Here is a 21,746-nt window from a genome sequence, read left to right on the forward strand (position 1 = left end):
GTGACCTCCGATCGGCGCTGCCGTGACACGCTCCCCGGCGATGCGGGATGACAGCCACGGACAGCAAGCATCAATCACCCTAGCAGAGGGCGAGAGAGCAGCCGCTCCAGCCTACGCAGGGGCGCAATGACCGTCAAACGTCACACTCGGGCGTCCGACCTGCGGGCAAGCGCGACCGAAGGGGCGGTTTTCACTGATGTTGCCAAGGTCGTCAGGGTGTCGCCGGTTGATGCTGTGGGGTCCGCGCTGTTAGCGTGCGCGATTGCGGTCGGCGTCGGGGGTCCGGGGTTTGTCGCCGATCGGCAAGACCGGACACGCTGTTGAATCGTTCGGCACGGTGAACCCGCTTCAACGCCTCCGTGGATCGAGGGGGGCAGGTCCGACCCGCGTCCGGTGGGCGGCCACAATCGGTCGGTACACAGGCTGTGGATAACTTGTGGATGACGACCGGTCAGCCGTCCGGGCGGGCGTGAGAAGGAGCAGGCGAGGGGGTGGCACGACGGTGACCGGAGCGACCGACCTTGCCGCGGTGTGGACGGCGACCACCGACGAACTCGCCGACGAGATCATCTCCGCGCAGCAACGGGCGTACCTCCGGCTCACCCGCCTGCGGGCGATCGTCGAGGACACCGCGCTGCTCTCGGTGCCGGACGCCTTCACCCGGGACGTGATCGAGTCCCGGCTCCGCCCGGCCATCACCGAGGCGTTGAGCCGCCGGCTCGGCCGGCCGATCCAGGTGGCGGTCACCGTACGGGTCGCCGACGACCCGAATGCCCGCCCGGCCGGCACCGTCTACCGCAGCAGCCCGGAGCCGCTGCCCGAGCACGACGGCGCCGCCCCGCTGCCCGGCTTCGACCAGCCCGGCCCGCCCGCCTCCGCCCAGGCCTTCCCGTCGCCGCGCCCGGAACCCGGGTACGCCGAGGCCGGATATGGCGAACCGCGCCCGGAGCAGCCACTCGACGAGCCGGCCCCGCGGCAGCGGACCGCAGACGGCGGCCGCCCGCACCTCATCCCGGCCGGCCGGGACGCGCAGGACACGCTCTTCAGCGCCGCGTTCGCCGAGCCGGTACGCACCGCGCCCGAGCGCCGCGCCTTCGACGAACGCACCCGCATCGAGCCGCCCGTGCCGGACGCCGGCGGATACGAGCCCCGCTACCGGGAGAGCCCGCCCGCCGACCCCGCGCCGATGCGCGGCCTGCCCCGCGACGGCGCCACCGACAACGGCCCCGGCCGGGGTGGCGCCGACCACCACCGTCCGGGAGGCGGCCAGGCCGACCGCAGGCTCCCCGGCGGTACGGAGAGCGGCGGCAACCGGCTCAACCCGAAGTACATGTTCGAGACGTTCGTCATCGGCTCGTCCAACCGATTCGCGCACGCCGCGAGCGTGGCGGTGGCCGAGTCGCCGGCGAAGGCGTACAACCCGCTGTTCATCTACGGCAGCTCCGGGCTGGGCAAGACCCACCTGCTGCACGCCATCGGGCACTACGCCACGACGCTCGGCAACGCCCGCTCGGTCCGGTACGTCTCGACCGAGGAGTTCACGAACGACTTCATCAACTCGCTGCGCGACGACAAGACGAGCGCGTTCCAGCGCCGCTACCGGGACGTCGACATCCTCCTGATCGACGACATCCAGTTCCTGGAGAACCGGGAGCGGACGCAGGAGGAGTTCTTCCACACCTTCAACACCCTGCACAACGCCAACAAGCAGATCGTGATCACCTCGGACCGCTCGCCGAAGCAGCTGGCGACGCTGGAGGACCGGCTGCGTACGCGCTTCGAGTGGGGTCTGCTCGCCGACATCCAGCCGCCGGACCTGGAGACGCGGATCGCGATCCTGCAGAAGAAGGCGGCCCAGGAGCGGCTGTTCGCCCCGCCGGACGTGCTGGAGTTCATCGCGTCCCGGGTGTCGAACTCGATCCGCGAACTGGAGGGGGCGCTGATCCGCGTCACCGCCTTCGCCAGCCTCACCCGTTCCTCGGTCGAGCTGTCGCTGGCCGAGGAGGTGCTGCGGGACTTCATCCCGGACGGCGCCGGCCCGGAGATCACCGCGGACCAGATCATGGTGTCGACGGCCGATTACTTCGGCGTGAGCCTGGAGGACCTGCGCGGCCATTCCCGCTCCCGGGTGCTGGTGAACGCGCGCCAGGTGGCCATGTACCTGTGCCGGGAGCTGACCGACCTGTCGCTGCCCCGGATCGGGCAGGCGTTCGGCGGCCGGGACCACACGACGGTGATGCACGCGGACCGCAAGATCCGTCAGCAGATGGCGGAGCGGCGCTCGCTCTACAACCAGATCGCCGAGCTGACGAACCGCATCAAGCAGAACACCTGACCGTCCCGCTCCCGCCGCTCCCGCCGCTCCAGCGGTGATCAAGGAGTTCGGGTAGCGAACACACGTCATTCCTGCCCCCAGACTCCTTGGTCAACAAGAAGGGGCGGACGCGCGAGCGATCTCGCCAGAGCTGAGCGTCACGCTCACGCGTGCCCCGAAAGCAGCCACGGTCCCGCCCTCACCGGCCGACCGTTCGCGTCGATCATGAGGTTAGCGGCGACAAACCGGACGCCAGATGCCGCCAACTTCATGGTCAACCCGTGCAGGGCTGGGCGCGGCCGGGCGGGCATGGCGGGTGGCAAGTAGCCGACAGCGGGGAACTGTTGACCCTCGACCCGGTGGAGGGCCCAGGATCTGTCGTGTGTTCGTCCACAGCTCGTACCCGTTGTCCACAACCCCTGTGTCACAGGCGGTGGACAACCACCCTTTGCACTCGGCCGGTTACCCACAGACTGTGGACAACTCCTGGGGACGACGCTGTGGACGCCTGGGGATGACGGTCCCGTTGTCCCCAGACAGCGGCCAACCTGTGGGCGAGCTGTTGAAGGTTCTGGGGACGACGGCTGTGGACGTCTCCGGCGCTGTCCACAGCGCTGGGGAGAAAACCGGTGGATTACCGGTGGACAACCAGTGGACAGCCGTGGAAAACCCGGCGGCCGGCGAGGGCTGTGGACCGGGACACGAGTTTTACCCCTGGTTCTCCACAGCCAAACCACCGGTGGATAACGTGTATGACCTGCGCGGACGGCGGTTCTCCACAGTTTGCACAGGTGCGATGAAGACGATGAGTTATCTCTTCTAAACAACAAAAACCAATCATCACCGTTGGACTTCCTGTGGATCGGGCCGGAGCACTGCTGTCGGCAGTCGCCCGGGGCACCTGGATCCACGGGGTCGGGCGCACAGCCGATGCCCCAGCGCCTTAAGGTGCGATGGGTACCCGCACGGTCGGGCGGGACGGGTGGCAGCGGTCGGCATGAGAGAGTTGTCGCTGACGTCGACGCGGAGGCATTGATGAAGTTCCGAGTGGAGCGCGACGCGCTCGCCGAGGCGGTCGCGTGGACCGCCAAGAGCCTGCCCAACCGACCCTCCGTACCGGTGCTGGCCGGGGTGATGCTCCGCGTCACCGACGGCAACCTGCAGGTCTCCGGCTTCGACTACGAGGTCTCCAGCCAGGTGACGGTCGAGGTGCAGGGTGACGCGGACGGCGCCGCCCTGGTCTCCGGCCGCCTGCTCGCCGAGATCACCAAGGCCCTGCCGGCCAAGCCGGTGGACATCGCCGCCGTCGGCGCCCACCTCGAACTGGTCTGCGGCAGCGCCCGGTTCACGCTGCCCACCATGCCGGTGGAGGACTACCCGACGCTGCCGGAGATGCCGGAGAGCGCCGGCACCGTCGACGCCGCCGCCTTCGCCTCCGCCGTGGCCCAGGTGGCTGTCGCCGCCGGCCGCGACGAGACGCTGCCGATGATGACCGGTGTACGGATCGAGCTGAGCGGCAGCACGATGGCCATGCTGGCGACCGACCGTTACCGCCTCGCGCTGCGCGAGATGGAGTGGAACCCGGACGACCCGGAGATCAGCCTCAACGCGCTGGTGCCGGCCCGTACGCTGCACGACACCGCGAAGGCGCTCGGCCCGCTCGGCGGCCACGTCACCATGGCGCTGTCCTCCGGCGGCGCCGGTGAGGGCATGATCGGTTTCTCCGGTGGCACCCGCCGCACCACCAGCCGGCTGCTCGACGGCGCCAACTACCCGCCGGTGCGCTCGCTGTTCCCGGCCGACCACAACGCCGAGGCCCGCGTCGCCGTCTCCTCGCTCATCGAGGTGGTCAAGCGCGTCGCGCTGGTCGCCGAGCGCACCACGCCGGTGCTGCTCAGCTTCAGCGCCGACGGTCTCGTGGTCGAGGCGGGCGGCACCGAGGAGGCCCGGGCCAGCGAGGCCATGGAGGCCACCTTCAGCGGCGAGCCGCTGACCATCGGGTTCAACCCGCAGTACCTCATCGACGGTCTGGCCAACCTGGGCGCGCAGCACGCCCTGCTCCGGTTCGTCGACGCGTTCAAGCCCGCGGTCATCTCCCCGGCAGGCGAGGATGGCGAGGTCATCCCGGGGTACCGGTACCTCATCATGCCGATCCGCGTGTCCCGCTGATCGCAGCAGCACGACCCTGACGTACGGAGGTAGGAGCAGATGCAGCTCGGCCTGGTAGGACTCGGCCGCATGGGCGGCAACATGCGGGAGCGGTTGCGGGCCGCCGGGCACGAGGTGGTCGGCTACGACCACAACCCGGAGATCAGCGACGCCGCCAGCCTGGCCGAGCTTGCCGAGAAGCTCCAGTCGCCCCGCGCGGTGTGGGTCATGGTCCCCGCCGGCGTCACCGACGCCACCATCGACGAGCTCGCCGGTGTGCTCGGCGAGGGCGACATCATCATCGACGGCGGCAACTCCCGGTTCAGCGACGACGCCCCGCGCGCCGAGCGGCTGAACGAGCAGGGCATCGGCTACATCGACGTCGGCGTGTCCGGCGGCGTCTGGGGCCGGCAGAACGGGTACGCGCTGATGGTCGGCGGCGCGCAGGAACACGTCGAGCGGCTGATGCCGATCTTCGAGTCGCTCAAGCCCGAGGGCGAGTTCGGCTTCGTGCACGCCGGCCCGGTCGGCGCCGGTCACTACGCCAAGATGGTGCACAACGGCATCGAGTACGGCCTGATGCACGCGTACGCCGAGGGCTACGAGCTGCTGGCGGCCTCGGAGCTGGTGACCAACGTCCCCGGCGTGTTCAAGTCGTGGCGCGAGGGCACCGTCGTGCGCTCCTGGCTGCTCGACCTGCTGGACCGGGCACTCGACGAGGACCCGGAGCTGGCCGAGCTGAGCGGCTACACGGAGGACACCGGCGAGGGCCGCTGGACCGTGGACGAGGCGGTCCGGCTCGCCGTGCCGCTCAACGTCATCACCGCGTCGCTGTTCGCCCGGTTCGCCTCCCGGCAGGACGACTCGCCCGCGATGAAGGCCGTCGCCGCGCTGCGCCAGCAGTTCGGCGGCCACGCCGTCCACAAGCGCTGACCGGTATCCACAGGCTGTGTACGTCCGCCGGCTCGAACTGGTCGACTTCCGCTCGTACGAGCGCGTCGGCGTCGACCTGGAGCCGGGGCCGAACGTGCTCGTCGGTGCGAACGGCGTCGGCAAGACCAACCTGGTCGAGGCGCTGGGTTACGTGGCGACCCTGGATTCGCACCGGGTCGCCACCGACGCCCCGCTGGTGCGGATGGGCGCCGCCTCGGCGGTGATCCGCTGCGCCGTGGTGCACGAGGGTCGGGAGCTGCTGGTCGAGCTGGAGATCGTGCCGGGCAAGGCCAATCGGGCCCGGCTCGGCCGGTCTCCGGCCCGGCGCGCCCGGGACGTTCTCGGCGCGCTGCGCCTGGTGCTGTTCGCGCCGGAGGACCTGGAACTGGTCCGCGGCGATCCGGCCGAACGCCGCCGCTACCTGGACGACCTGCTGGTCACCCGCCAGCCCCGCTACGCCGGTGTCCGCGCCGACTACGAACGGGTGGTCAAGCAACGCAACGCGCTGCTGCGTACGTCGTACCTGGCTCGGAAGACCGGCGGCACACGCGGCGGTGACCTGTCGACGCTGGCCGTGTGGGACGCGCATCTGGCGCAGCACGGCGCGGACCTGCTCGCCGGCCGCCTGGAACTGGTGGCCGCGCTGACCCCGCACGTGGCGAAGGCGTACGACGCGGTGGCGGCCGGCCGCGGCGCGGCGGGCATCGCGTACCGGCCCTCGGTGGAGCTGCCCGAACCCGGCGCGGACCGCGCGGCGCTGGCGGAGGCGCTCGCCGCCGCGCTGACCGCGAACCGCGCCGCCGAGATCGAGCGCGGCACCACGCTCGTCGGCCCGCACCGCGACGACCTGGCGCTGACGCTCGGCCCGCTGCCCGCCAAGGGGTACGCGAGCCACGGCGAGTCCTGGTCGTACGCGCTGGCGTTGCGGCTGGCCGGGTACGACCTTCTGCGCGCCGACGGGATCGAGCCGATGCTGGTGCTCGACGACGTCTTCGCCGAGCTGGACACCGGCCGGCGGGAACGACTGGCCGAACTGGTCGGCGGCGCGAGCCAGCTCCTGGTCACCTGTGCCGTGGACGACGACGTGCCGGCGACGCTGCGCGGCACCCGGTACGCGGTGGGCGAGGGGACGGTGCGGCGTGCCTGATGACGAGGTGCAGCTCCCGCCCGCACGGCTCGGGCCGGGACGCGACGCGCGTACCCCGGGAAAGCCCGCGGGCGGTGAGCCGGCCGCGAACCTGCCGGAGGGCTCGACCGGGCCGGAACTGGCCCGGGCGGTGCTCGACGCGGCGAAGGCCCGGCGGCAGGCGGCGGCCCCGCGACGGCGCGGCGCGGTCCGCGGCGACGGCGAGAAGCGGCTGCGCGGCTACTCCGGCCCGGGTCCGGACCCGCGCGACCCGCAGCCGCTCGGCGCGGTGCTGGACAAGCTGATGAAGGCGCGGGGCTGGCAGAAGCCGGCGGCCGAGGCGACGGTGTTCGGCGCGTGGGAGAAGGTGGTCGGCCCGGAGGTCGCGCAGCACAGCCGCCCGGTCAAGCTGGAGGACGGGGAGCTGACCGTGGAGGCGCGTTCGACGGCGTGGGCGACCCAGTTGCGCCTGCTGGCGGGCTCGCTGTTGCAGCAGATCGCCCGCGAGGTGGGCCACAACGTGGTGCGCAAGCTGCACATCCACGGGCCGGCGGCGCCGTCGTGGTCGCGCGGCCCCCGACGGGTACGCGGGCGCGGCCCCCGCGACACCTACGGCTGACCGACACCGCCCGAGCGCCGTGCCTCACGCCGGGCGCGCTTGAGTTCGCGCTGCTCACGGCTCCACTGCTTGCGGCGCTCCAGGTCTTCCTTCCACGCGTCGCGGGCCAGCTTCGAGCCGCCCTGCACCGCGCCCTGCACCTGGGACGGGCCGGCGAGGTTGCGGAACACCCAGCCCAACAGGCGGCCACCCTTGCCGGAGGCGTCGCCCACCTGCTCGTCGTCGCTCATCCCGCCGCCCTCTCGCTGTTTTGTGTGCAAACCATTGGTACACCAATCGTTGCTACCATCGCAACGACGACGAGGAGGACGCCGGTGACCGACGGCATCGAGGAGGACCCCCTGGCGCTGGAGCAGCAGGTCTGCTTCGCGCTCTCCGTCGCCGCCCGGAGCGTCGTCGCGGTCTACCGCCCGCTGCTGGAACCGATGGGGCTCACCCACCCGCAATACCTGGTCATGCTGGCGCTCTGGCAGCACGCGCCGCTGTCCGGGCGGGATCTGAGCCGGCTGCTCCAGCTCGACCCGGGCACGCTGTCACCGCTGCTCAAGCGGCTGGAGGCGGCCGGCTACATCAGGCGGGAACGCGACGCCGCCGACGAGCGCAGCCTGGCCGTCTCGCTCACCGACGAAGGGCAGGCGCTGCGGGCGCAGGCCAAGCGGATCCCGCCCGCCATCGTGCAGCGCCTCGGCCTGCCGCTGGCCGACCTGCGGCACCTGCACACAGCGCTGACCGAGGTGATCGCGGCCGCCAACCGGGCCACGTCTCCTCCCGGCACTGCGGCGCCCGGTCAGGCGTCGGCGTAGACCGCGAAACCCCGCTCCGCGCAGCGCCGGTAGAAGGCCGCCAGCACGCTCAGCTCGGCGCAGGTGAAGTTCCACTGCGGCGGATCGCCGCTCTCGTCCCGCAGCCGGTCGAGGCGGCTGTCCAGCCAGCGGAGCTGCTGCTCGGCCAGCCGACCGTCGCCGAGAAGCGCGCGCAGCACCTCGCTCACCGACTCGAACGTGACCGGCTCGCCGTACGGCCGGTGCCGGGCGACGAACTTCTCCACGCCCTCGGCGATCCAGGAGCAGCCGTCCGGGTCGATCACCGGGTCCTCGTCCTCGACCGCGTTCTCCGTGGCGTAGAGCACATTCTCCAGCCCGAGGATCAGGTCGACCAATTCGGTGTACGCGGTCGCGCGTACCGTGCCGGTCTTCGCGATCAGCTCGGCGAGCGCCGCGGTCGGCGCGGAGATCCGGGGCATGTCCACGATCTCGCCGAAGTCCACGAACTCAGCCGGCGCGACCGGGTCGTAGAAGCGGCCGGTCCGCGGCCAGTGCACCGCGACGTTGTCCAGCCCCATCTGGCGTCACCTCTCACCAAGCGTTTTCGGATCATCTCCGACGATCGTCCCGGTTCCGGGCGCAAAAGATCAAGACCGCAACGGCGGCGCCGCAAAAGCTACGGCACGCCGGGCCCGGCCGCGACCCCCGGTCGGGGCACCCGCCGATCACCGGTCGGATGATCGTCACGGCTCACGGTGGCCGGTGGCGCGGTACCGGCCCGTTGGCGTGTAGGGGGAGTCGCGGGCGACGCGGTTCGTCCGGCTACGGCATTCTCAGCCGCCCCGGAGAGGGTGCCGAGTGGCGGTTTGGTCGGCTCCGCACAGTAAGATTGAGGGCGAGACGAAAGACCCGAGACGGAGCGACGGACAGGGGCCCGCATGAGCCCTCGATCATAGTCCCGTATCAGGTCCGAGCCGATCGCGATCCGCGGGCAACCGCGGCGCCCGGCGCACACGATCCGAGCCTGGCGACCCCAGGGGCGGACCATGCGCGCCGACGTCGCGTCCTGTCCGCCGAACCCGCGCCCCCGCGCCCACGCGCGGCCGGTGCGAGAAAGTGGCCGAGCGTGGCAGCGGAGGACAACAAGAAGTACGGTGCCGAGTCGATCACCGTGCTCGAGGGCCTGGAAGCGGTCCGGAAGCGGCCCGGTATGTACATCGGGTCCACCGGCGAGCGCGGTCTGCACCACCTGGTGTGGGAGGTCGTCGACAACGCGGTGGACGAGGCGCTGGCCGGGCACTGCGACACCATCGACGTGGTGCTGCTGGCCGACGGCGGTGTCCGGGTGACCGACAACGGCCGTGGCTTCCCGGTCGACCTGCACCCCAAGCTGAAGAAGCCGGGTGTCGAGGTCGCCCTGACCGTGCTGCACGCGGGCGGCAAGTTCGACGGCAAGGCGTACGCCGTCTCCGGCGGCCTGCACGGCGTCGGCGTCTCCGTGGTGAACGCGCTGTCCACCCGGATGGCCGTGGAGATCCACAAGGACGGCTTCGTCTGGCGTCAGCAGTACGACCACTCCAAGCCGACGCCGCTGGAGAAGGGCGAGGAGACCGACCGCACCGGTTCGGCCGTCTCCTTCTGGCCCGACCCGGACGTCTTCGAGACCGTCGACTTCGACTTTCACACCATCTACCGGCGCCTCCAGGAGATGGCCTTCCTCACCCGGGGTCTGACCATCCACCTGCTCGACGAGCGGGTCCCGGAGGACGAGGACGGCAAGACCCGCGAGGTCACCTTCCACTACGAGGGCGGCATCGCCGACTTCGTCCGGCACCTCAACGCCTCCAAGAGCCCGATCCACAAGACGGTGGTCGAGTTCGGGGCCGAGGAGACGGGCATGTCGGTCGAGATCGCCATGCAGTGGAACGAGTCGTACGGCGAGTCGGTCTACACCTTCGCCAACAACATCAACACCCACGAGGGCGGCACCCACGAGGAGGGCTTCCGGGCCGCGCTGACGAGCGTCGTCAACCGCTACGGTGCCGAGAAGAAGCTGCTCAAGGGCGACGAGCGCCTCTCGGGTGAGGACATCCGCGAGGGTCTGGCCGCGATCATCTCGGTCAAGCTCACCGACCCGCAGTTCGAGGGTCAGACCAAGACCAAGCTGGGCAACACCCCGGTAAAGGGCTTCGTGCAGCGGGTCTGCAACGAGTCGCTCGTCGACTGGTTCGACCGCAACCCGGCCGAGGCGAAGATCATCATCCAGAAGGCGTCCCAGGCGGCACGGGCCCGAATCGCCGCCCAGCAGGCGCGCAAGCTCGCCCGGCGCAAGTCGCTGCTGGAGTCCGGCTCGATGCCCGGCAAGCTGGCCGACTGCCAGTCCACCGACCCGCGCGAGTCCGAGGTCTTCATCGTCGAGGGCGACTCGGCCGGCGGCTCGGCCAAGCAGGGCCGCGACCCGCGCGTCCAGGCGATCCTGCCGATCCGCGGCAAGATCCTCAACGTGGAGAAGGCCCGGATCGACCGGGTGCTGAAGAACAACGAGGTGCAGGCGCTGATCACCGCGCTCGGCACCGGCATCCACGACGACTTCGACATCGAGAAGCTGCGCTACCACAAGATCGTGCTGATGGCCGACGCCGACGTCGACGGCCAGCACATCCAGACGCTGCTGCTCACCCTGCTGTTCCGCTTCATGCGGCCGCTGGTCGAGCTGGGCCACGTCTACCTGGCCGCGCCGCCGCTCTACAAGATCAAGTGGAACAAGAAGGGCGACGACGCCCAGTACGCGTACTCGGACCGGGAACGCGATGGCCTGATCGCCCTGCGCCAGCAGAAGAAGCCCAACGCCCGCCCGGACGACATCCAGCGGTTCAAGGGTCTCGGCGAGATGAACTACCCCGAGCTGTGGGAGACCACGATGAACCCGGCCACGCGTACGCTGCGCCAGGTCACGCTCGACGACGCCGCAACCGCGGACGAGTTGTTCAGCGTCCTGATGGGCGAGGACGTCGAGGCTCGCCGGTCGTTCATCCAGCGCAACGCCAAGGACGTGCGGTTCCTGGACATCTGACGGACCCACCCGGGCCGGCCGGGCATCCACCGGTCGGCCCGGGAGTCCACAGAGTTATCCACAGCCTGAACGCTTTCCACAGCCGTTATCCACAGCGAGACCACGACTGAAGAGTCTGATAAGGGTTAACAGTGACCGATACTCCCGAGTCCACCCCGAACGAGCCGGAGACCCCGGAGACACTGGCCGCGGTCGTCCAGCACGACCGGATCGAGCCGGTCGGCCTCGAGGTCGAGATGCAGCGCTCGTACCTCGACTACGCGATGAGCGTCATCGTCGGGCGGGCCCTGCCGGACGTCCGGGACGGGCTCAAGCCGGTCCACCGCAAGATCCTCTACGCCATGTTCGACTCCGGCTACCGTCCGGACCGCGGGTACGTGAAGTGCTCCCGCGTCGTCGGTGACGTGATGGGCCAGTTCCACCCGCACGGCGACTCGGCCATCTACGACGCGCTGGTCCGGATGGCGCAGCCGTGGTCGCTGCGCTACCCGCTGGTCGACGGCAACGGCAACTTCGGCTCGCCCGGAAACGATCCGGCTGCCGCCATGAGATATACAGAATGCAAGCTCGACCCGCTGGCGATGGAGATGCTGCGGGACATCGACGAGGACACCGTCGACCTGCAGGACAACTACGACGGCCGGGCCAAGGAGCCCACCATCCTGCCGTCGCGGATCCCCAACCTGCTGATCAACGGCTCCGAGGGCATCGCGGTCGGCATGGCCACCAAGATCCCGCCGCACAACCTGCGCGAGATCGGCGCGGCGGTGCAGTGGTGCCTGGAGCACCCGGAGGCCGACGAGGCCACCACGCTGGAAGCCCTTCTCGAGATCGTCAAGGGCCCGGACTTCCCGACCCACGGCCTGATCGTCGGTCAGGCGGGCATCCAGGACGCGTACCGGACCGGGCGTGGCTCGATCCGGATGCGCGCCGTGGTCGAGGTCGAGGAGGACAAGCGGGGCCGGCCGGCGCTCGTGGTCAGCGAGCTGCCGTACCAGGTCAACCCGGACAACCTCGCCGAGCGCATCGCCGAGCTGATCAAGGAGGGCAAGCTCGCCGGCATCGCCGACATCCGGGACGAGTCCTCCGGGCGTACCGGCATGCGGATCGTGCTCGTGCTCAAGCGCGACGCGGTCGCCAAGGTGGTGCTGAACAACCTCTACAAGCACACCCAGCTCCAGGAGACGTTCGGCGCCAACATGCTGGCGCTCGTCGACGGCGTGCCGCGCACGCTCAACCTGGCCCAGTTCATCCGCTACTACGTCGAGCACCAGATCGAGGTGATCCGGCGGCGGACCGCGTTCCGGCTGCGCAAGGCCGAGGAGCGGGCACACATCCTGCGCGGTCTGTCAAAGGCGCTGGACGCGCTGGACGAGGTGATCGCCCTGATCCGGCGCTCGCCCACCGTCGAGGACGCCCGGCAGGGTCTGATCCGGTTGCTGGACATCGACGAGGTCCAGGCGACCGCGATCCTGGACATGCAGCTGCGCCGGCTGGCCGCCCTGGAGCGGCAGCGCATCCTGGACGACCTGGCGAAGCTGGAACTGGAGATCGCCGACCTCAAGGACATCCTGGCCAAGCCGGAGCGGCAGCGGCGGATCGTCTCGGAGGAGCTGGGCGAGATCGTCGCGAAGTGGGGCGACGACCGGCGTACCAAGATCGTCCCGTTCGACGGCGAGGTCTCCATGGAGGACCTCATCGCCCGCGAGGACGTGGTGGTGACGATCACGCGCACCGGGTACGCCAAACGGACCAAGGTCGATCTCTACCGGTCGCAGCGGCGCGGCGGGAAGGGCGTCAGCGGGGCGACGCTCCGCCAGGACGACATCGTCAGCCACTTCTTCGTATGCTCTACCCACGACTGGATCCTGTTCTTCACGAACAAGGGTCGGGTCTACCGGGCGAAGGCGTACGAGCTTCCCGAGGCCAGTAGGGTGGCCAAGGGCCAGCACGTGGCCAACCTGCTCGCGTTCCAGCCCGACGAGCAGATCGCGCAGATCATTGAAATCCCGAACTACCAGGTGGCCCCCTACCTGGTACTGGCCACGAAGAACGGCCTGGTGAAGAAGACGCGGCTCGAGGAGTTCGACTCCAACCGTTCCGGCGGCATCATCGCGATCAACCTGCGCGATGAGGACGAACTGGTCGGTGCGGTCCTGGCCGCTCCGGAGGACGACCTGCTGCTCGTGTCGAAGAACGCCCAGGCGATCCGCTTCAACGCCACCGACGAGGCGCTGCGCCCGATGGGCCGGGCCACGTCCGGGGTGATCGGCATGCGCTTCAGCGGCGAGGACGAGTTGCTCGCGGTCGAGGTGGTGCGAGAGGGTCTGGACGTTCTGGTCGCGACGAACGGGGGTTACGCGAAACGTACCCCGATCGAGGAATACCCGGTCCAGGGCCGGGGAGGTAAGGGCGTGCTGACCGCGAAGATCACCGAGCGACGCGGTGGCCTGGTCGGCGCGGTCGTGATCGATCCGGAGGACGAGCTGTTCGCCATCACGAGCAACGGCGGCGTCATCCGGACTCCGGTGAAGCCTGTACGCCGTACGCGTGACCGGAACACAATGGGGGTCAAGCTGATGGACCTCCCGGACGGCGTGACTATCGTGGCGATTGCTCGCAATGCCGACGAGCCTGACGAACAGGACTAGTTGATGACGGAGACACAGGCGAAGTCGGGGAACAAGGGGACCTCGGCCACTCCGGTCGAGGAGGAGGCCGCGCAGGGCGGCACACCAGCGACCGGCCGCGCGGCTGTGGGCCGGGCCACGGTTCCCGCCGACGCGCCTGCCCCGAAGTTCACCCGGGCTCCCGGCATGGCCCCGCCTCCGGACAAGCCGGCCGAGGACTCCGGTTCCCGGGACTCGGCCGAGACCAAGGTCGACGCGCCGACGTCGGCCGACGGTCTGGCCGCCCCGGCCGCCAAGCCCACGAACGCCACGAGCACCCAGCCGATCAAGGCGCCGTCGGCCGCCGGCCGGGCCTCCACCGGTACGACCGGCACGCAGCCGCGGATCGGCGCCGGCCTGGGTACCGCCCCGAAGGCGTCGCCCGACGGCTCGCGCCCGGGCGGCGCCGCGAACGTCCAGTCCCGGCCCGCCAACGGCGGCGGCCTGCCGCCGGGCATCAGCGGCGCGGCGGCAGTCGGCGCCGCGCGCGTGGGTGAGGCGGTACGCGCCGCGCGTACCTCGGTCAGCTCGGCCGCGTCGCGCGGACCGCGACGGGCCCGGCTGAACCTGAAGCGGATCGACCCGTGGTCGGTGATGAAGTTCGCCTTCGCGGTGTCCGTGGTGCTCTTCATCGTGGTCGTCGTGGCGACGTCGGTGCTCTACCTGGCGCTCGACGCGATGGGTGTGTTCAAGAGCGTCAACGACAGCCTGACCGACCTGGTGAACGCCGGTGGCGGCCAGGGCGGCGGTGGCTTCCGGATCACCGCCAAGGGCGTGATCCTGACGTCGTCGCTGATCGGCCTGGTGAACGTCGTGCTGTTCACCGCGCTGGCGACGCTCAGCGCGTTCGTCTACAACGTCTGCGCCGACCTGGTCGGCGGCATCGAGCTGACGCTCGCCGAGCGGGACTGATCGACCGGCGCCGGGGCACCGCGTAAAGCGGTCGCCCCGGCGTCGTACGTCCGGGTAGGTTCGAGATGGCGCGGGCGCTTCCACTACGCACCCCCGATTTGGGCGCGGTGGAGGCGATGGGTTAACCTAGCTCGTCGCTACGCGGGGCTATAGCTCAGTCGGTTAGAGCGCAGAGCTGATAACTCTGAGGTCGCTGGTTCGATTCCAGCTAGCCCCACCGCACATCGTCCGACGACAGTCGAGCGCGAGGGGTCAAGCACATGTTCAAGAAGCTCCTGATCCTGGCCGGCATCGTCGGTGTGGCCGCCGTCGTGGCCAAGAAGGTCAAGGCCTCGAACGACGAGCGCGCCCTGTGGCACGAGGCGACCACGGCGCCCGACCTGCGCTGACGCCGTCACGGGGCCCTAGCTCAACTGGCAGAGCACTGCCTTTGCAAGGCAGGGGTTAGGGGTTCGAGTCCCCTGGGCTCCACCACATCATTTCGCCTGATTACCAGCGGCTGTTTCGAGTGCCGCCTGGGCGGTCGGCTTCCATCGATCAGCGAAAGCCTCGGCGAACCGTTCATGATCTGATCGGCGTTGCACCCGGCCGACCTTCCGGCTGCGGTGTTGGAGCACGTGATGTCCGAGCTCGTGCAGCAGTACGTCGAACCGCATGAAGTCCCGCAACGCTACGGCCTCCGATAACGGTTGCTCGTAGAGGACGATCTCGCCTGGCACTCGGGTCCTGCCGTAGACGACGAATCCGGGCCGGAAGTCCTCGGTCTGCCGCAGCTCGAGAGCGCGCAACCCGTACCACGCCCAGGACCCGAGGGCCTCCAGCACGTCGCGAACGTCTTGTCCGCTCGCCGGGTGCGCGAACCCGGGCCGCGGTGCGTGAACGTGGATCCGCACCCGGTCGAGCCGGGGTGCCCGCCGGAGTGCCTGGCGGGAGCGGGGATCTGTTCGGAGGCTTCGGCTCACAGCGGCCATGCTCGGCGGGCGGCACTACCTACGACAACGGGTTTCTCCGTGGAGCAACTCGATGATGCCGGCGGGGTAGAGCGGACTCCTGGCGTCGAAGCTGTCCAGCGGTCGCCACATCACCTTGGTGCCCGCGTCGTCGCGTATCTCACCGAAGTCGATGCCCGCACCCAAGGGGCCGGTAGAGCGTCTGATCCTTGGTGGAGTCGTGGTACTCGAACACGAGCATGTCCTCACGGCGCCGGGGTACGGCCAGGGCAACCGGGCGGATCGACGGCACCCGTGGAGGTTATCGAAGTCTTTCGCGTCAGGGCGTCACGTACTGCCGGCGGGGGAACAGGCGCGCGAGGCGCGGCAGGCGTTGCGCGATCTCGGTGAGGCTGTCGCCGTCCCACGGCTGATCGTTCGGTTCCGGGTCGGCGTACGCGCGGTGACCTCGGGCGTCCAGCGCTTCGTGGAGCCCGTCACTCTGGCCGGGGGCGCGTCCGTACGCGTCGGCCGCGACGTAGGCGAGTTCCTCCCACTGTGGCCATTCCGCGTCTGCCCACTCGTCGTGACTGCGGCCGGCGAGCACACGAACGGCGGGCAGGTCGGCGAGGTTGTCCGGGTTCTTGGCGACGTGATGCCACAGGCGCTGCCCCTGGCCGATCAGCCACGGTTGGAAGTACCAGAACGTGTCGCTGCTGCAGAGGCCGTCCAGGATCTGGTTCGCCGCACCCCACATGGCGTACGTGTCGATCGGGCGGCGGGCGGCTTCCAGGTTGAGCTGGAAGTCCGCGATGTGTGCGAGGGAGAGCCGGCTGAGGTGGTGGGTCAACCAGGTCAGCCGGTAGTCCGGGTCGGTCGTCTCCTCGGCTGACCGCTCCAGGAGCGTCCAGAACTCCGCCTCGTCCACGGCGAGGACGGTAACGGAGGCGGTGCCCTACCGCTCGGTACAGAAAGTGACCCTGATCATGGACCGATCGGTACAGAAGTCTGTTACGGTCGTTGCAGAACCGAGCGGTACAAAAATTCGCTCCAGCGATCGGCCCGGGGAACGGGGCCGGCATCAACAGATGAGGAATACCGATCATGAGCTCCACCGCGACGGATGCAGGCATGTCCACCCAGGAACTGCGGGACTTCTACCTGCGGTACGTCGAGCTGGCCAACAAGCGGGAGTTCACCCGCATGGCCGACTTCGCCCACGAGGAAGTCATCATGAACGGCACCCCGGTCAAGACGGCGGACATGGTGGCGGAGTTCTACAAGCACGTGGAGGCGGTGCCGGACCTCCACTGGGAGATCCAGGACGTCGTCGTCGAAGGCGATCGGATCGCGGCCCGGCTCGTCGACACGGGTACCCCGGTCAAGGAGTGGAACGGCCTGACCCCCACCGGCAAGTCGGTGGCGTTCACGGAGACCGCCTTCTACCGGGTCCAGGACGGCAAGTTCAAGTTCATGTCGTACCTGATGGACACCGACTCGGTGCGGCGGCAGCTCGCCGGCTGACGGGGGATCCGGAAAACGCGGCGCGCCCAGCCCGATGAGGCATCGAGCTGGGCGCGCCCAGGGGAACTATGCGACGAAGCGGGAACGACGTCGGCGTCCGATGACGTAGCCGACACCGCCGAGGAGCAGAAGCGCCCCGCCGACGCCGGCCACGGTCGCGGTGTCGGCGCCGGTCACCGGCAGCCCGCCGCCCTCGCCGCCACCGGGCGCGCCGAGGCTGGCGGAGGGAGTGACGGGCGGTACGACTGTCGACGTGGCGCTGGGCGTCGCGGTCGGCGTGGTCGTGGGCTGAGACGGCGTCGGAGTCGCCGTCGGCTGGGACGCGCAGTCGAGCGCGCGAGCCTCGTACAGGCCGATGTTCAGGTAGGCGAGGTAGACCTCGACGGACGGGTCGTCGAGCACCTTCTGCGCGGCGGCCCGCACGTTGGGGCCGGCGCCCGTCATCGTCTGGCCGATCCTGACGCGCAGAGCCGTCGCCCAGCGATTCTCCAGGTTCTTGAGGTATGCGCGAAGGTCGTCAGAGGTGCCCTTCAGTCGCTCCTCGATCTCGCTCGGCAGAACGGGCAGCGATTCGGCCTGCGCTTCGTCCAGAATCCGGTAGGCCAGCAGCCGCAGCTCGGAAACGGGGGCGCTGTCGAGGTCGATTGTGACAAGTTCGCGGAAGTCCTTGTACACCTCGCGTTCGACAGTCTGGCAGGACTCGTTGAGCCCGGGCGCTGCGGTTTGCGCCGCCGCCGCCGGCGCCACCGGAATCAAAAAGGCCAGCGCCACCAGGGCACCGGCCGGAATCTTCCATTGCATGTGGACTTTCCTCCCCGTGGAGATCAAAACATGCAGATGTTACCGGCGTCGGTCCGAAAAGCAAGGGGCATTGATTGCGCTAACGACGCAGTCGATCAACTACCTCTTCTATCGATGCCACCCGGTTTGCCAGTGGGCCCGCCGGCACGTCGGCGAGGTCGAATCCGGCCTCGCGATAGGTCAGCTCGTGAATCCGTTCGAAGACGAGTGACTCCTTGAAGCTGATCCGACGCGCGGCCGTCGCCTCGACGAAGCCCTGATTCCGTACGAAGAAGACGGTTCGCTCCGCCGTCATGCGCTCGATCTCATCGAACAGCGCGGGTGGCGGCGTCAGCCCCAGGTGGCGGCACAACGCGAGCGTGCAGACGGGTGAGCGGTCGTGGAACACCACGTCGCCGCCGAACATCTCGGCTCGGCACCGACGCCTCCGCTGGAGATCCAGCACCCACTCGGCGAAGCCCGGCTCACGCCACGGCTCGGGCCGCCCGAGCGCCTGGTGCAGCGCGATCACGTCGGTCGCCGCCTCTTCCACGACGGGGTGGCCGTCGATCTCCAGGTGGCGCAGGATCGCTGTCTTACCGGAGCCGGGAGCGCCGGTGAGGATGTATCCGGGCATGACGTCCTCCGATTGCGGGCAACCCCTTGATAGGCAAGCTGTTACTTGCCTATGGTGGGTGACGTGGGCGATCTGTACCAGGCGCTGGCCGATCCCACCCGCCGCCTGATCCTCGACGAGCTGACCGAGCGCGACGGTCAGACCCTGTTCGAGATCTGCGGCCGGCTGGCCACGAAGCACCAGGTCGGTTCGTCCCGGCAGGCGATCTCCCAGCACCTCGACGTCCTGGAGGCCGCCGGCCTGATCGTCACGCGGCGGCAGGGCCGCTACAAGTTCCACCACCTCGACACCCGCCCGCTGCGGTCCATCACCGAGCGATGGCTCAGGCCCGACGCACCCACCCAGGAGAACCCATGAGAATCAACCTCACCAGCGTGTACGTCGACGACCAGGACAAGGCCCTGCGCTTCTACACCGAGGTGCTGGGCTTCGTGAAGAAGACGGACGTGCCGACCGGCGAGTACCGCTGGCTGACCGTGGTCTCGCCGGACGCCCCGGACGGCGTGGAGCTGCTGCTGGAACCCGACGCGCACCCGGCCGCCAAGGCGTTCAAGGAGGCGCTCGCGGGCGACGGGATCCCGCTGACGCAGTTCGCGGTGGACGACGTGGCCGCCGAGCACGACCGGCTGCGGGGCCTCGGCGTGCTGTTCACCCAGGAGCCGGTCGACATGGGCCCGGTGACCACCGCCGTGTTCGACGACACCTGCGGCAACCTGATCCAGATCGCACAGTACCGGTAGCGGGTCGACAATGGCCGGACCGTGGCGTAACCCGGCGCTTGCCGCCGCGGTGGCTCGCCTGGAGGACGAGATCCGGGACGCCTGGGCGCGGCTGCGCGGTGAGCTGGACGTGGCGCCGGGCTCGCCCGAGGAGAGCGAGCTGGCCTGGCTCGTCGTCGACGACCCCGGAGCGTACGACTGGCGGACCGTGGACGGCGCGGTGGACCGGCTGACCTGTCCGGACTGCGGGGCGCGGCTGACCGCCGGACCGGCGACGTGCGAGACGTGCGAGTTCCGCCACCGGATGCGGTTCGGCGCCCGGGAGCGCGACCGCCCGCACGTGCCGCCCGGCAACGAGCACGCGTTGCGCGTCGCCACGGCGGTGACCCGCAGCCGCCACCGCTACTCACCCCGGGCGCGGGTCGGCTACGAGCTGGTCCTGCCGGACCTGCTGGCCGGTGCCCTGCCCACGACTCCCCAGGCCCAGGCCGCCAAGGCACTCATCAACACGTTGACCGACGACGAGTGCGACCGGGTCGCGAGCCTCGCCGAGGTCGCGGAACTGGCGAGAGGGCGTTGACTCCGCGCGGAACCGCTGGACACGATCGGTCATCCTGGCGGCATGACGGTGTGGCGGCGCCCGTACTCGCTGGACCTGACCACCTCCGGCTTCATGGTCGTGGCGGGGCTGGCGGTCGGCTTCTTCGTGCTCATCGTGTTCGGGTTCCGCAGCGGCAGACTCCTGGAAGGGGAGGCGGTGGTCCTCGGAGTGTGGAACGCCGGCGTCCTCGCCGTCGCGGTCCGCCGCGCGATGCTCGGCGTCTGGGTGAGCCCCGTCGGCGTACGCTCGCGCTCGCTGCTCCGCACGACCACAGTGCCGTGGGCCTCGGTCGTGGAGATCCACAGCGGTACGGCTTCGATAGCGGGTCTGGACATGGGACGCGACGCGATCGTCATCGAGCGGATCGACGGCGAGCCGGTGCAGACGCCGATCCAGTCCGGCGCCATCGTCCGGCCGTTCCGCCTGGAGCTGACCCGGCTGGTCACCTGGCCGGAGCACTACGACGAGATCCTCGCGAACCTGCGGGAGTGCCACCGGAATGCCCGGCCCGCGGAGCAGCGCGGTCCGGCGAGGCCGGCGAGCCCGGCGCCGGATCCGGTCCGCGTCGGCCGTCCGGACCCGCCGGAGCAGATTCGGCGGCCCGCTCCGAGTGCCGCGCAGCGGCGTGACCTCCACGCGTTGACCAGGCAGTACGAGCGTGGGGTGCTGACCGACGCCGAGTACGCGGCCGCGTTGGCGCGTCTGCGCGGTGACGGGTAGGCGTCAGCCGAGCCGGTCGAGCAGCTCGCGGCTGCGGCTCACCACCAGCGCGGTGGCCTCGGCGTCGTACGAGGGCAGCGAACTGTCGGTGAACAGGTGCCGGTCGCCGGGGTAGACGTACAGCTCGCCGCGTTCGGGACCGACGATCGACACCAGCTCGCGCGCGGCGTCCACGTCGCCTTCGAGCCCGAAGAACGGGTCCTGTTCCATGCCGTGCACCTGCACCGCCACCCCGTCGGGCCAGGGGCCGATCGCCCACTCGCCGGTCACCGGCAGGCAGGCCTCGTAGAGCAGGGCGGCCCGGGCGCCGGCCCGGGTCTGGGCGAGCCGCTGGGCGATGGCGGCGCCCCAGGAGACGCCCGCGTAGACGAGGCCGGCGGGCAGGCCGGCGACGTACGCGTCGGCGCGCTGGTCGAGGACGTCGCCGCCGATCCGCTTGATCAGCGCGGCGCCGTCGGAGATGGTGGCCGGCCGTTCGCCGTCGAAGAAGTCGGGGACGTGGACGGTGTGCCCACCGGACCGCAGCGCGTCGGCGAGCGCGCGGACGCCGTCCGTGAGCCCTTGAATGTGGTGGAAGAGCACGATCTCGGCCATCACTACACTCCTGAGTTGTCAGACCAGAGTTATCGAACGAACCAGAATCTTAGAACGGTCGAGAAATGTCGGTCAATGAGCGAATCCCGGACTACGACCTCGACGACCTGCTCGTGGTCACCGCTCCGGAGCAGTTGCGCGCGCTCGCCGACCCGCTGCGGAGCACGCTGCTCGAACTGCTGCTGGAGCGCGCCGCCACCGTGAACGAGATGGCCCGCGCGGTCGACCGGCCGAAGAGCAGCGTGGCGTACCACGTGAACCAACTGGTGGACGCCGGTCTGCTGCGCGTGGTGCGGACCCGCCGCGTACGCGCCATCGAGGAGCGGTTCTACGGGCGGGTGGCCCGCACCTACTACGTCGGCGCGCTCAGCCGGGCCGAGGACAAACAGGTGGTGTCCCGGATCAACGGGCTCGCCGAGGCGGCAGCCGAAGCGGCTGCCGCACACGCCGCCGACGAGCTGCGGTGCACCCTCGTGCACGCGCGCATCCCGATCGAGGACGTCCGCGAGTTCTGGGCGGAGGTGCAGGCGCTGGCCCGGCGGTTCGCGCAGATCCCCCGCGCCGGCGACCAGGTGTACGGCTTCGCCGCCGGCCTCTACCCCACCGACGCGCCCACGCTCCCCGACACGGACCCCGCCACCGACAGGCGCGACTGACGGCCCCGCCACGCGACGGCAGGGTCTT

General features: G+C 69.9%; 23 protein-coding genes and 2 tRNA genes. 18 read left to right on the forward strand and 7 right to left on the reverse strand.

From position 1 onward, the window contains the following. Positions 1 to 502: 502 nt before the first annotated feature. The 5 genes from dnaA to O7546_RS28895 all read left to right on the forward strand — a co-directional run bounded on the left by dnaA (position 503) and on the right by O7546_RS28895 (position 7,140). A complete protein-coding gene (gene dnaA / locus O7546_RS28875; protein WP_269697865.1) occupies positions 503 to 2,335 on the forward strand; it encodes a chromosomal replication initiator protein DnaA in 1,833 nt (610 codons plus the stop codon). 1,014 nt (positions 2,336 to 3,349) lie between these two features. Continuing rightward, entirely contained in the window at positions 3,350 to 4,483 is a 1,134-nt protein-coding gene (dnaN, locus tag O7546_RS28880) for a DNA polymerase III subunit beta (protein ID WP_194800281.1), read from the forward strand. 39 nt (positions 4,484 to 4,522) lie between these two features. Beyond that, on the forward strand, positions 4,523 to 5,395 hold the full coding sequence (gene gnd / locus O7546_RS28885; RefSeq protein ID WP_013283213.1) for a phosphogluconate dehydrogenase (NAD(+)-dependent, decarboxylating): 873 nt from the start codon (positions 4,523 to 4,525) through the stop codon (positions 5,393 to 5,395). 16 nt (positions 5,396 to 5,411) lie between these two features. Next, positions 5,412 to 6,542: a DNA replication/repair protein RecF gene (gene recF / locus O7546_RS28890; protein WP_281600256.1), complete on the forward strand. Its 1,131-nt coding sequence runs from the start codon at positions 5,412 to 5,414 to the stop codon at positions 6,540 to 6,542. A 91-nt stretch (positions 6,543 to 6,633) separates the two neighbouring features. Then, entirely contained in the window at positions 6,634 to 7,140 is a 507-nt protein-coding gene (locus tag O7546_RS28895) for a DciA family protein (RefSeq protein ID WP_228531909.1), read from the forward strand. On the opposite strand, the gene O7546_RS28900 is transcribed toward O7546_RS28895, so the two are convergent. Further along, positions 7,131 to 7,370 carry a hypothetical protein gene (locus O7546_RS28900; RefSeq protein ID WP_013283216.1) on the reverse strand — a complete coding sequence of 80 codons (240 nt, stop codon included), beginning with the start codon at positions 7,368 to 7,370 and terminating at the stop codon, positions 7,131 to 7,133. The genes O7546_RS28895 and O7546_RS28900 overlap by 10 nt on opposite strands. 84 nt (positions 7,371 to 7,454) lie before the next feature. Between O7546_RS28900 and O7546_RS28905 the strand changes: the two genes are divergently transcribed. Continuing rightward, positions 7,455 to 7,943 carry a MarR family transcriptional regulator gene (locus tag O7546_RS28905; RefSeq protein ID WP_281600257.1) on the forward strand — a complete coding sequence of 163 codons (489 nt, stop codon included), beginning with the start codon at positions 7,455 to 7,457 and terminating at the stop codon, positions 7,941 to 7,943. Here O7546_RS28905 and O7546_RS28910 read toward each other — a convergent pair. After that, the gene (locus O7546_RS28910) at positions 7,928 to 8,482 is read right to left on the reverse strand and encodes a hypothetical protein (protein ID WP_013283218.1); all 555 of its coding nucleotides are present in this window, start codon (positions 8,480 to 8,482) and stop codon (positions 7,928 to 7,930) included. The genes O7546_RS28905 and O7546_RS28910 overlap by 16 nt on opposite strands. Positions 8,483 to 9,030: 548 nt before the next feature. Between O7546_RS28910 and gyrB the strand changes: the two genes are divergently transcribed. The 6 genes from gyrB (at position 9,031) to O7546_RS28940 (ending at position 15,032) form a co-directional block, all read left to right on the forward strand. Next, a complete protein-coding gene (gene gyrB / locus O7546_RS28915) occupies positions 9,031 to 10,977 on the forward strand; it encodes a DNA topoisomerase (ATP-hydrolyzing) subunit B (protein WP_120572508.1) in 1,947 nt (648 codons plus the stop codon). A gap of 131 nt (positions 10,978 to 11,108) precedes the next feature. Continuing rightward, a complete protein-coding gene (gene gyrA / locus O7546_RS28920) occupies positions 11,109 to 13,628 on the forward strand; it encodes a DNA gyrase subunit A (protein WP_064448044.1) in 2,520 nt (839 codons plus the stop codon). Positions 13,629 to 13,631: 3 nt separating this feature from the next. Further along, positions 13,632 to 14,558, forward strand: a complete 927-nt coding sequence (locus O7546_RS28925; RefSeq protein WP_194800278.1) for a DUF3566 domain-containing protein — start codon at positions 13,632 to 13,634, stop codon at positions 14,556 to 14,558. 143 nt (positions 14,559 to 14,701) lie between these two features. After that, positions 14,702 to 14,775, forward strand: a tRNA-Ile gene (locus O7546_RS28930). A gap of 43 nt (positions 14,776 to 14,818) precedes the next feature. Beyond that, a complete protein-coding gene (locus O7546_RS28935) occupies positions 14,819 to 14,947 on the forward strand; it encodes a DLW-39 family protein (RefSeq protein WP_013283222.1) in 129 nt (42 codons plus the stop codon). Between the two features lie 9 nt (positions 14,948 to 14,956). Beyond that, positions 14,957 to 15,032: transfer RNA gene (locus tag O7546_RS28940), tRNA-Ala, on the forward strand. A 2-nt stretch (positions 15,033 to 15,034) separates the two neighbouring features. On the opposite strand, the gene O7546_RS28945 is transcribed toward O7546_RS28940, so the two are convergent. Both O7546_RS28945 and O7546_RS28950 read right to left on the reverse strand, forming a co-directional pair. Continuing rightward, positions 15,035 to 15,382 (reverse strand): hypothetical protein, encoded by a 348-nt coding sequence (locus O7546_RS28945; protein WP_194800277.1) that lies wholly within the window; start codon positions 15,380 to 15,382, stop codon positions 15,035 to 15,037. 445 nt (positions 15,383 to 15,827) lie between these two features. After that, entirely contained in the window at positions 15,828 to 16,415 is a 588-nt protein-coding gene (locus O7546_RS28950; protein WP_281600258.1) for a DUF4240 domain-containing protein, read from the reverse strand. 203 nt (positions 16,416 to 16,618) lie between these two features. Between O7546_RS28950 and O7546_RS28955 the strand changes: the two genes are divergently transcribed. Further along, on the forward strand, positions 16,619 to 17,011 hold the full coding sequence (locus O7546_RS28955) for an ester cyclase (protein WP_281600259.1): 393 nt from the start codon (positions 16,619 to 16,621) through the stop codon (positions 17,009 to 17,011). 66 nt (positions 17,012 to 17,077) lie between these two features. Here the strand turns inward: O7546_RS28955 and O7546_RS28960 are convergent, their stop codons facing one another. After that, positions 17,078 to 17,812, reverse strand: a complete 735-nt coding sequence (locus tag O7546_RS28960) for an LPXTG cell wall anchor domain-containing protein (RefSeq protein WP_269697880.1) — start codon at positions 17,810 to 17,812, stop codon at positions 17,078 to 17,080. Between the two features lie 79 nt (positions 17,813 to 17,891). Continuing rightward, positions 17,892 to 18,428: an ATP-binding protein gene (locus tag O7546_RS28965; RefSeq protein WP_194800273.1), complete on the reverse strand. Its 537-nt coding sequence runs from the start codon at positions 18,426 to 18,428 to the stop codon at positions 17,892 to 17,894. Positions 18,429 to 18,479: 51 nt separating this feature from the next. Between O7546_RS28965 and O7546_RS28970 the strand changes: the two genes are divergently transcribed. The 4 genes from O7546_RS28970 to O7546_RS28985 are packed head-to-tail and all read left to right on the forward strand — an operon-like array spanning position 18,480 to position 20,468. Beyond that, positions 18,480 to 18,785 (forward strand): metalloregulator ArsR/SmtB family transcription factor, encoded by a 306-nt coding sequence (locus O7546_RS28970; protein WP_194800272.1) that lies wholly within the window; start codon positions 18,480 to 18,482, stop codon positions 18,783 to 18,785. After that, positions 18,782 to 19,168 (forward strand): VOC family protein, encoded by a 387-nt coding sequence (locus tag O7546_RS28975; protein WP_013283243.1) that lies wholly within the window; start codon positions 18,782 to 18,784, stop codon positions 19,166 to 19,168. Before O7546_RS28970 ends, O7546_RS28975 begins: the two co-directional genes overlap by 4 nt. Positions 19,169 to 19,178: 10 nt before the next feature. Next, positions 19,179 to 19,727 (forward strand): hypothetical protein, encoded by a 549-nt coding sequence (locus O7546_RS28980; protein WP_194800271.1) that lies wholly within the window; start codon positions 19,179 to 19,181, stop codon positions 19,725 to 19,727. A 42-nt stretch (positions 19,728 to 19,769) separates the two neighbouring features. After that, a complete protein-coding gene (locus O7546_RS28985) occupies positions 19,770 to 20,468 on the forward strand; it encodes a PH domain-containing protein (protein WP_194800270.1) in 699 nt (232 codons plus the stop codon). 3 nt (positions 20,469 to 20,471) lie between these two features. Here O7546_RS28985 and O7546_RS28990 read toward each other — a convergent pair whose 3' ends face one another. Beyond that, complete coding sequence (locus tag O7546_RS28990; RefSeq protein ID WP_194800269.1) at positions 20,472 to 21,062, reverse strand: dienelactone hydrolase family protein; 591 nt, start codon at positions 21,060 to 21,062, stop codon at positions 20,472 to 20,474. Positions 21,063 to 21,127: 65 nt separating this feature from the next. On the opposite strand from O7546_RS28990, the gene O7546_RS28995 reads away from it, so the two are divergent. Next, the gene (locus tag O7546_RS28995; RefSeq protein ID WP_262012893.1) at positions 21,128 to 21,718 is read left to right on the forward strand and encodes a helix-turn-helix domain-containing protein; all 591 of its coding nucleotides are present in this window, start codon (positions 21,128 to 21,130) and stop codon (positions 21,716 to 21,718) included. The last annotated feature ends 28 nt before the right edge of the window (positions 21,719 to 21,746 follow it).

The organism is Micromonospora sp. WMMA1976, from assembly GCF_027497335.1.
In the GTDB taxonomy this organism is placed as follows: domain Bacteria; phylum Actinomycetota; class Actinomycetes; order Mycobacteriales; family Micromonosporaceae; genus Micromonospora; species Micromonospora aurantiaca.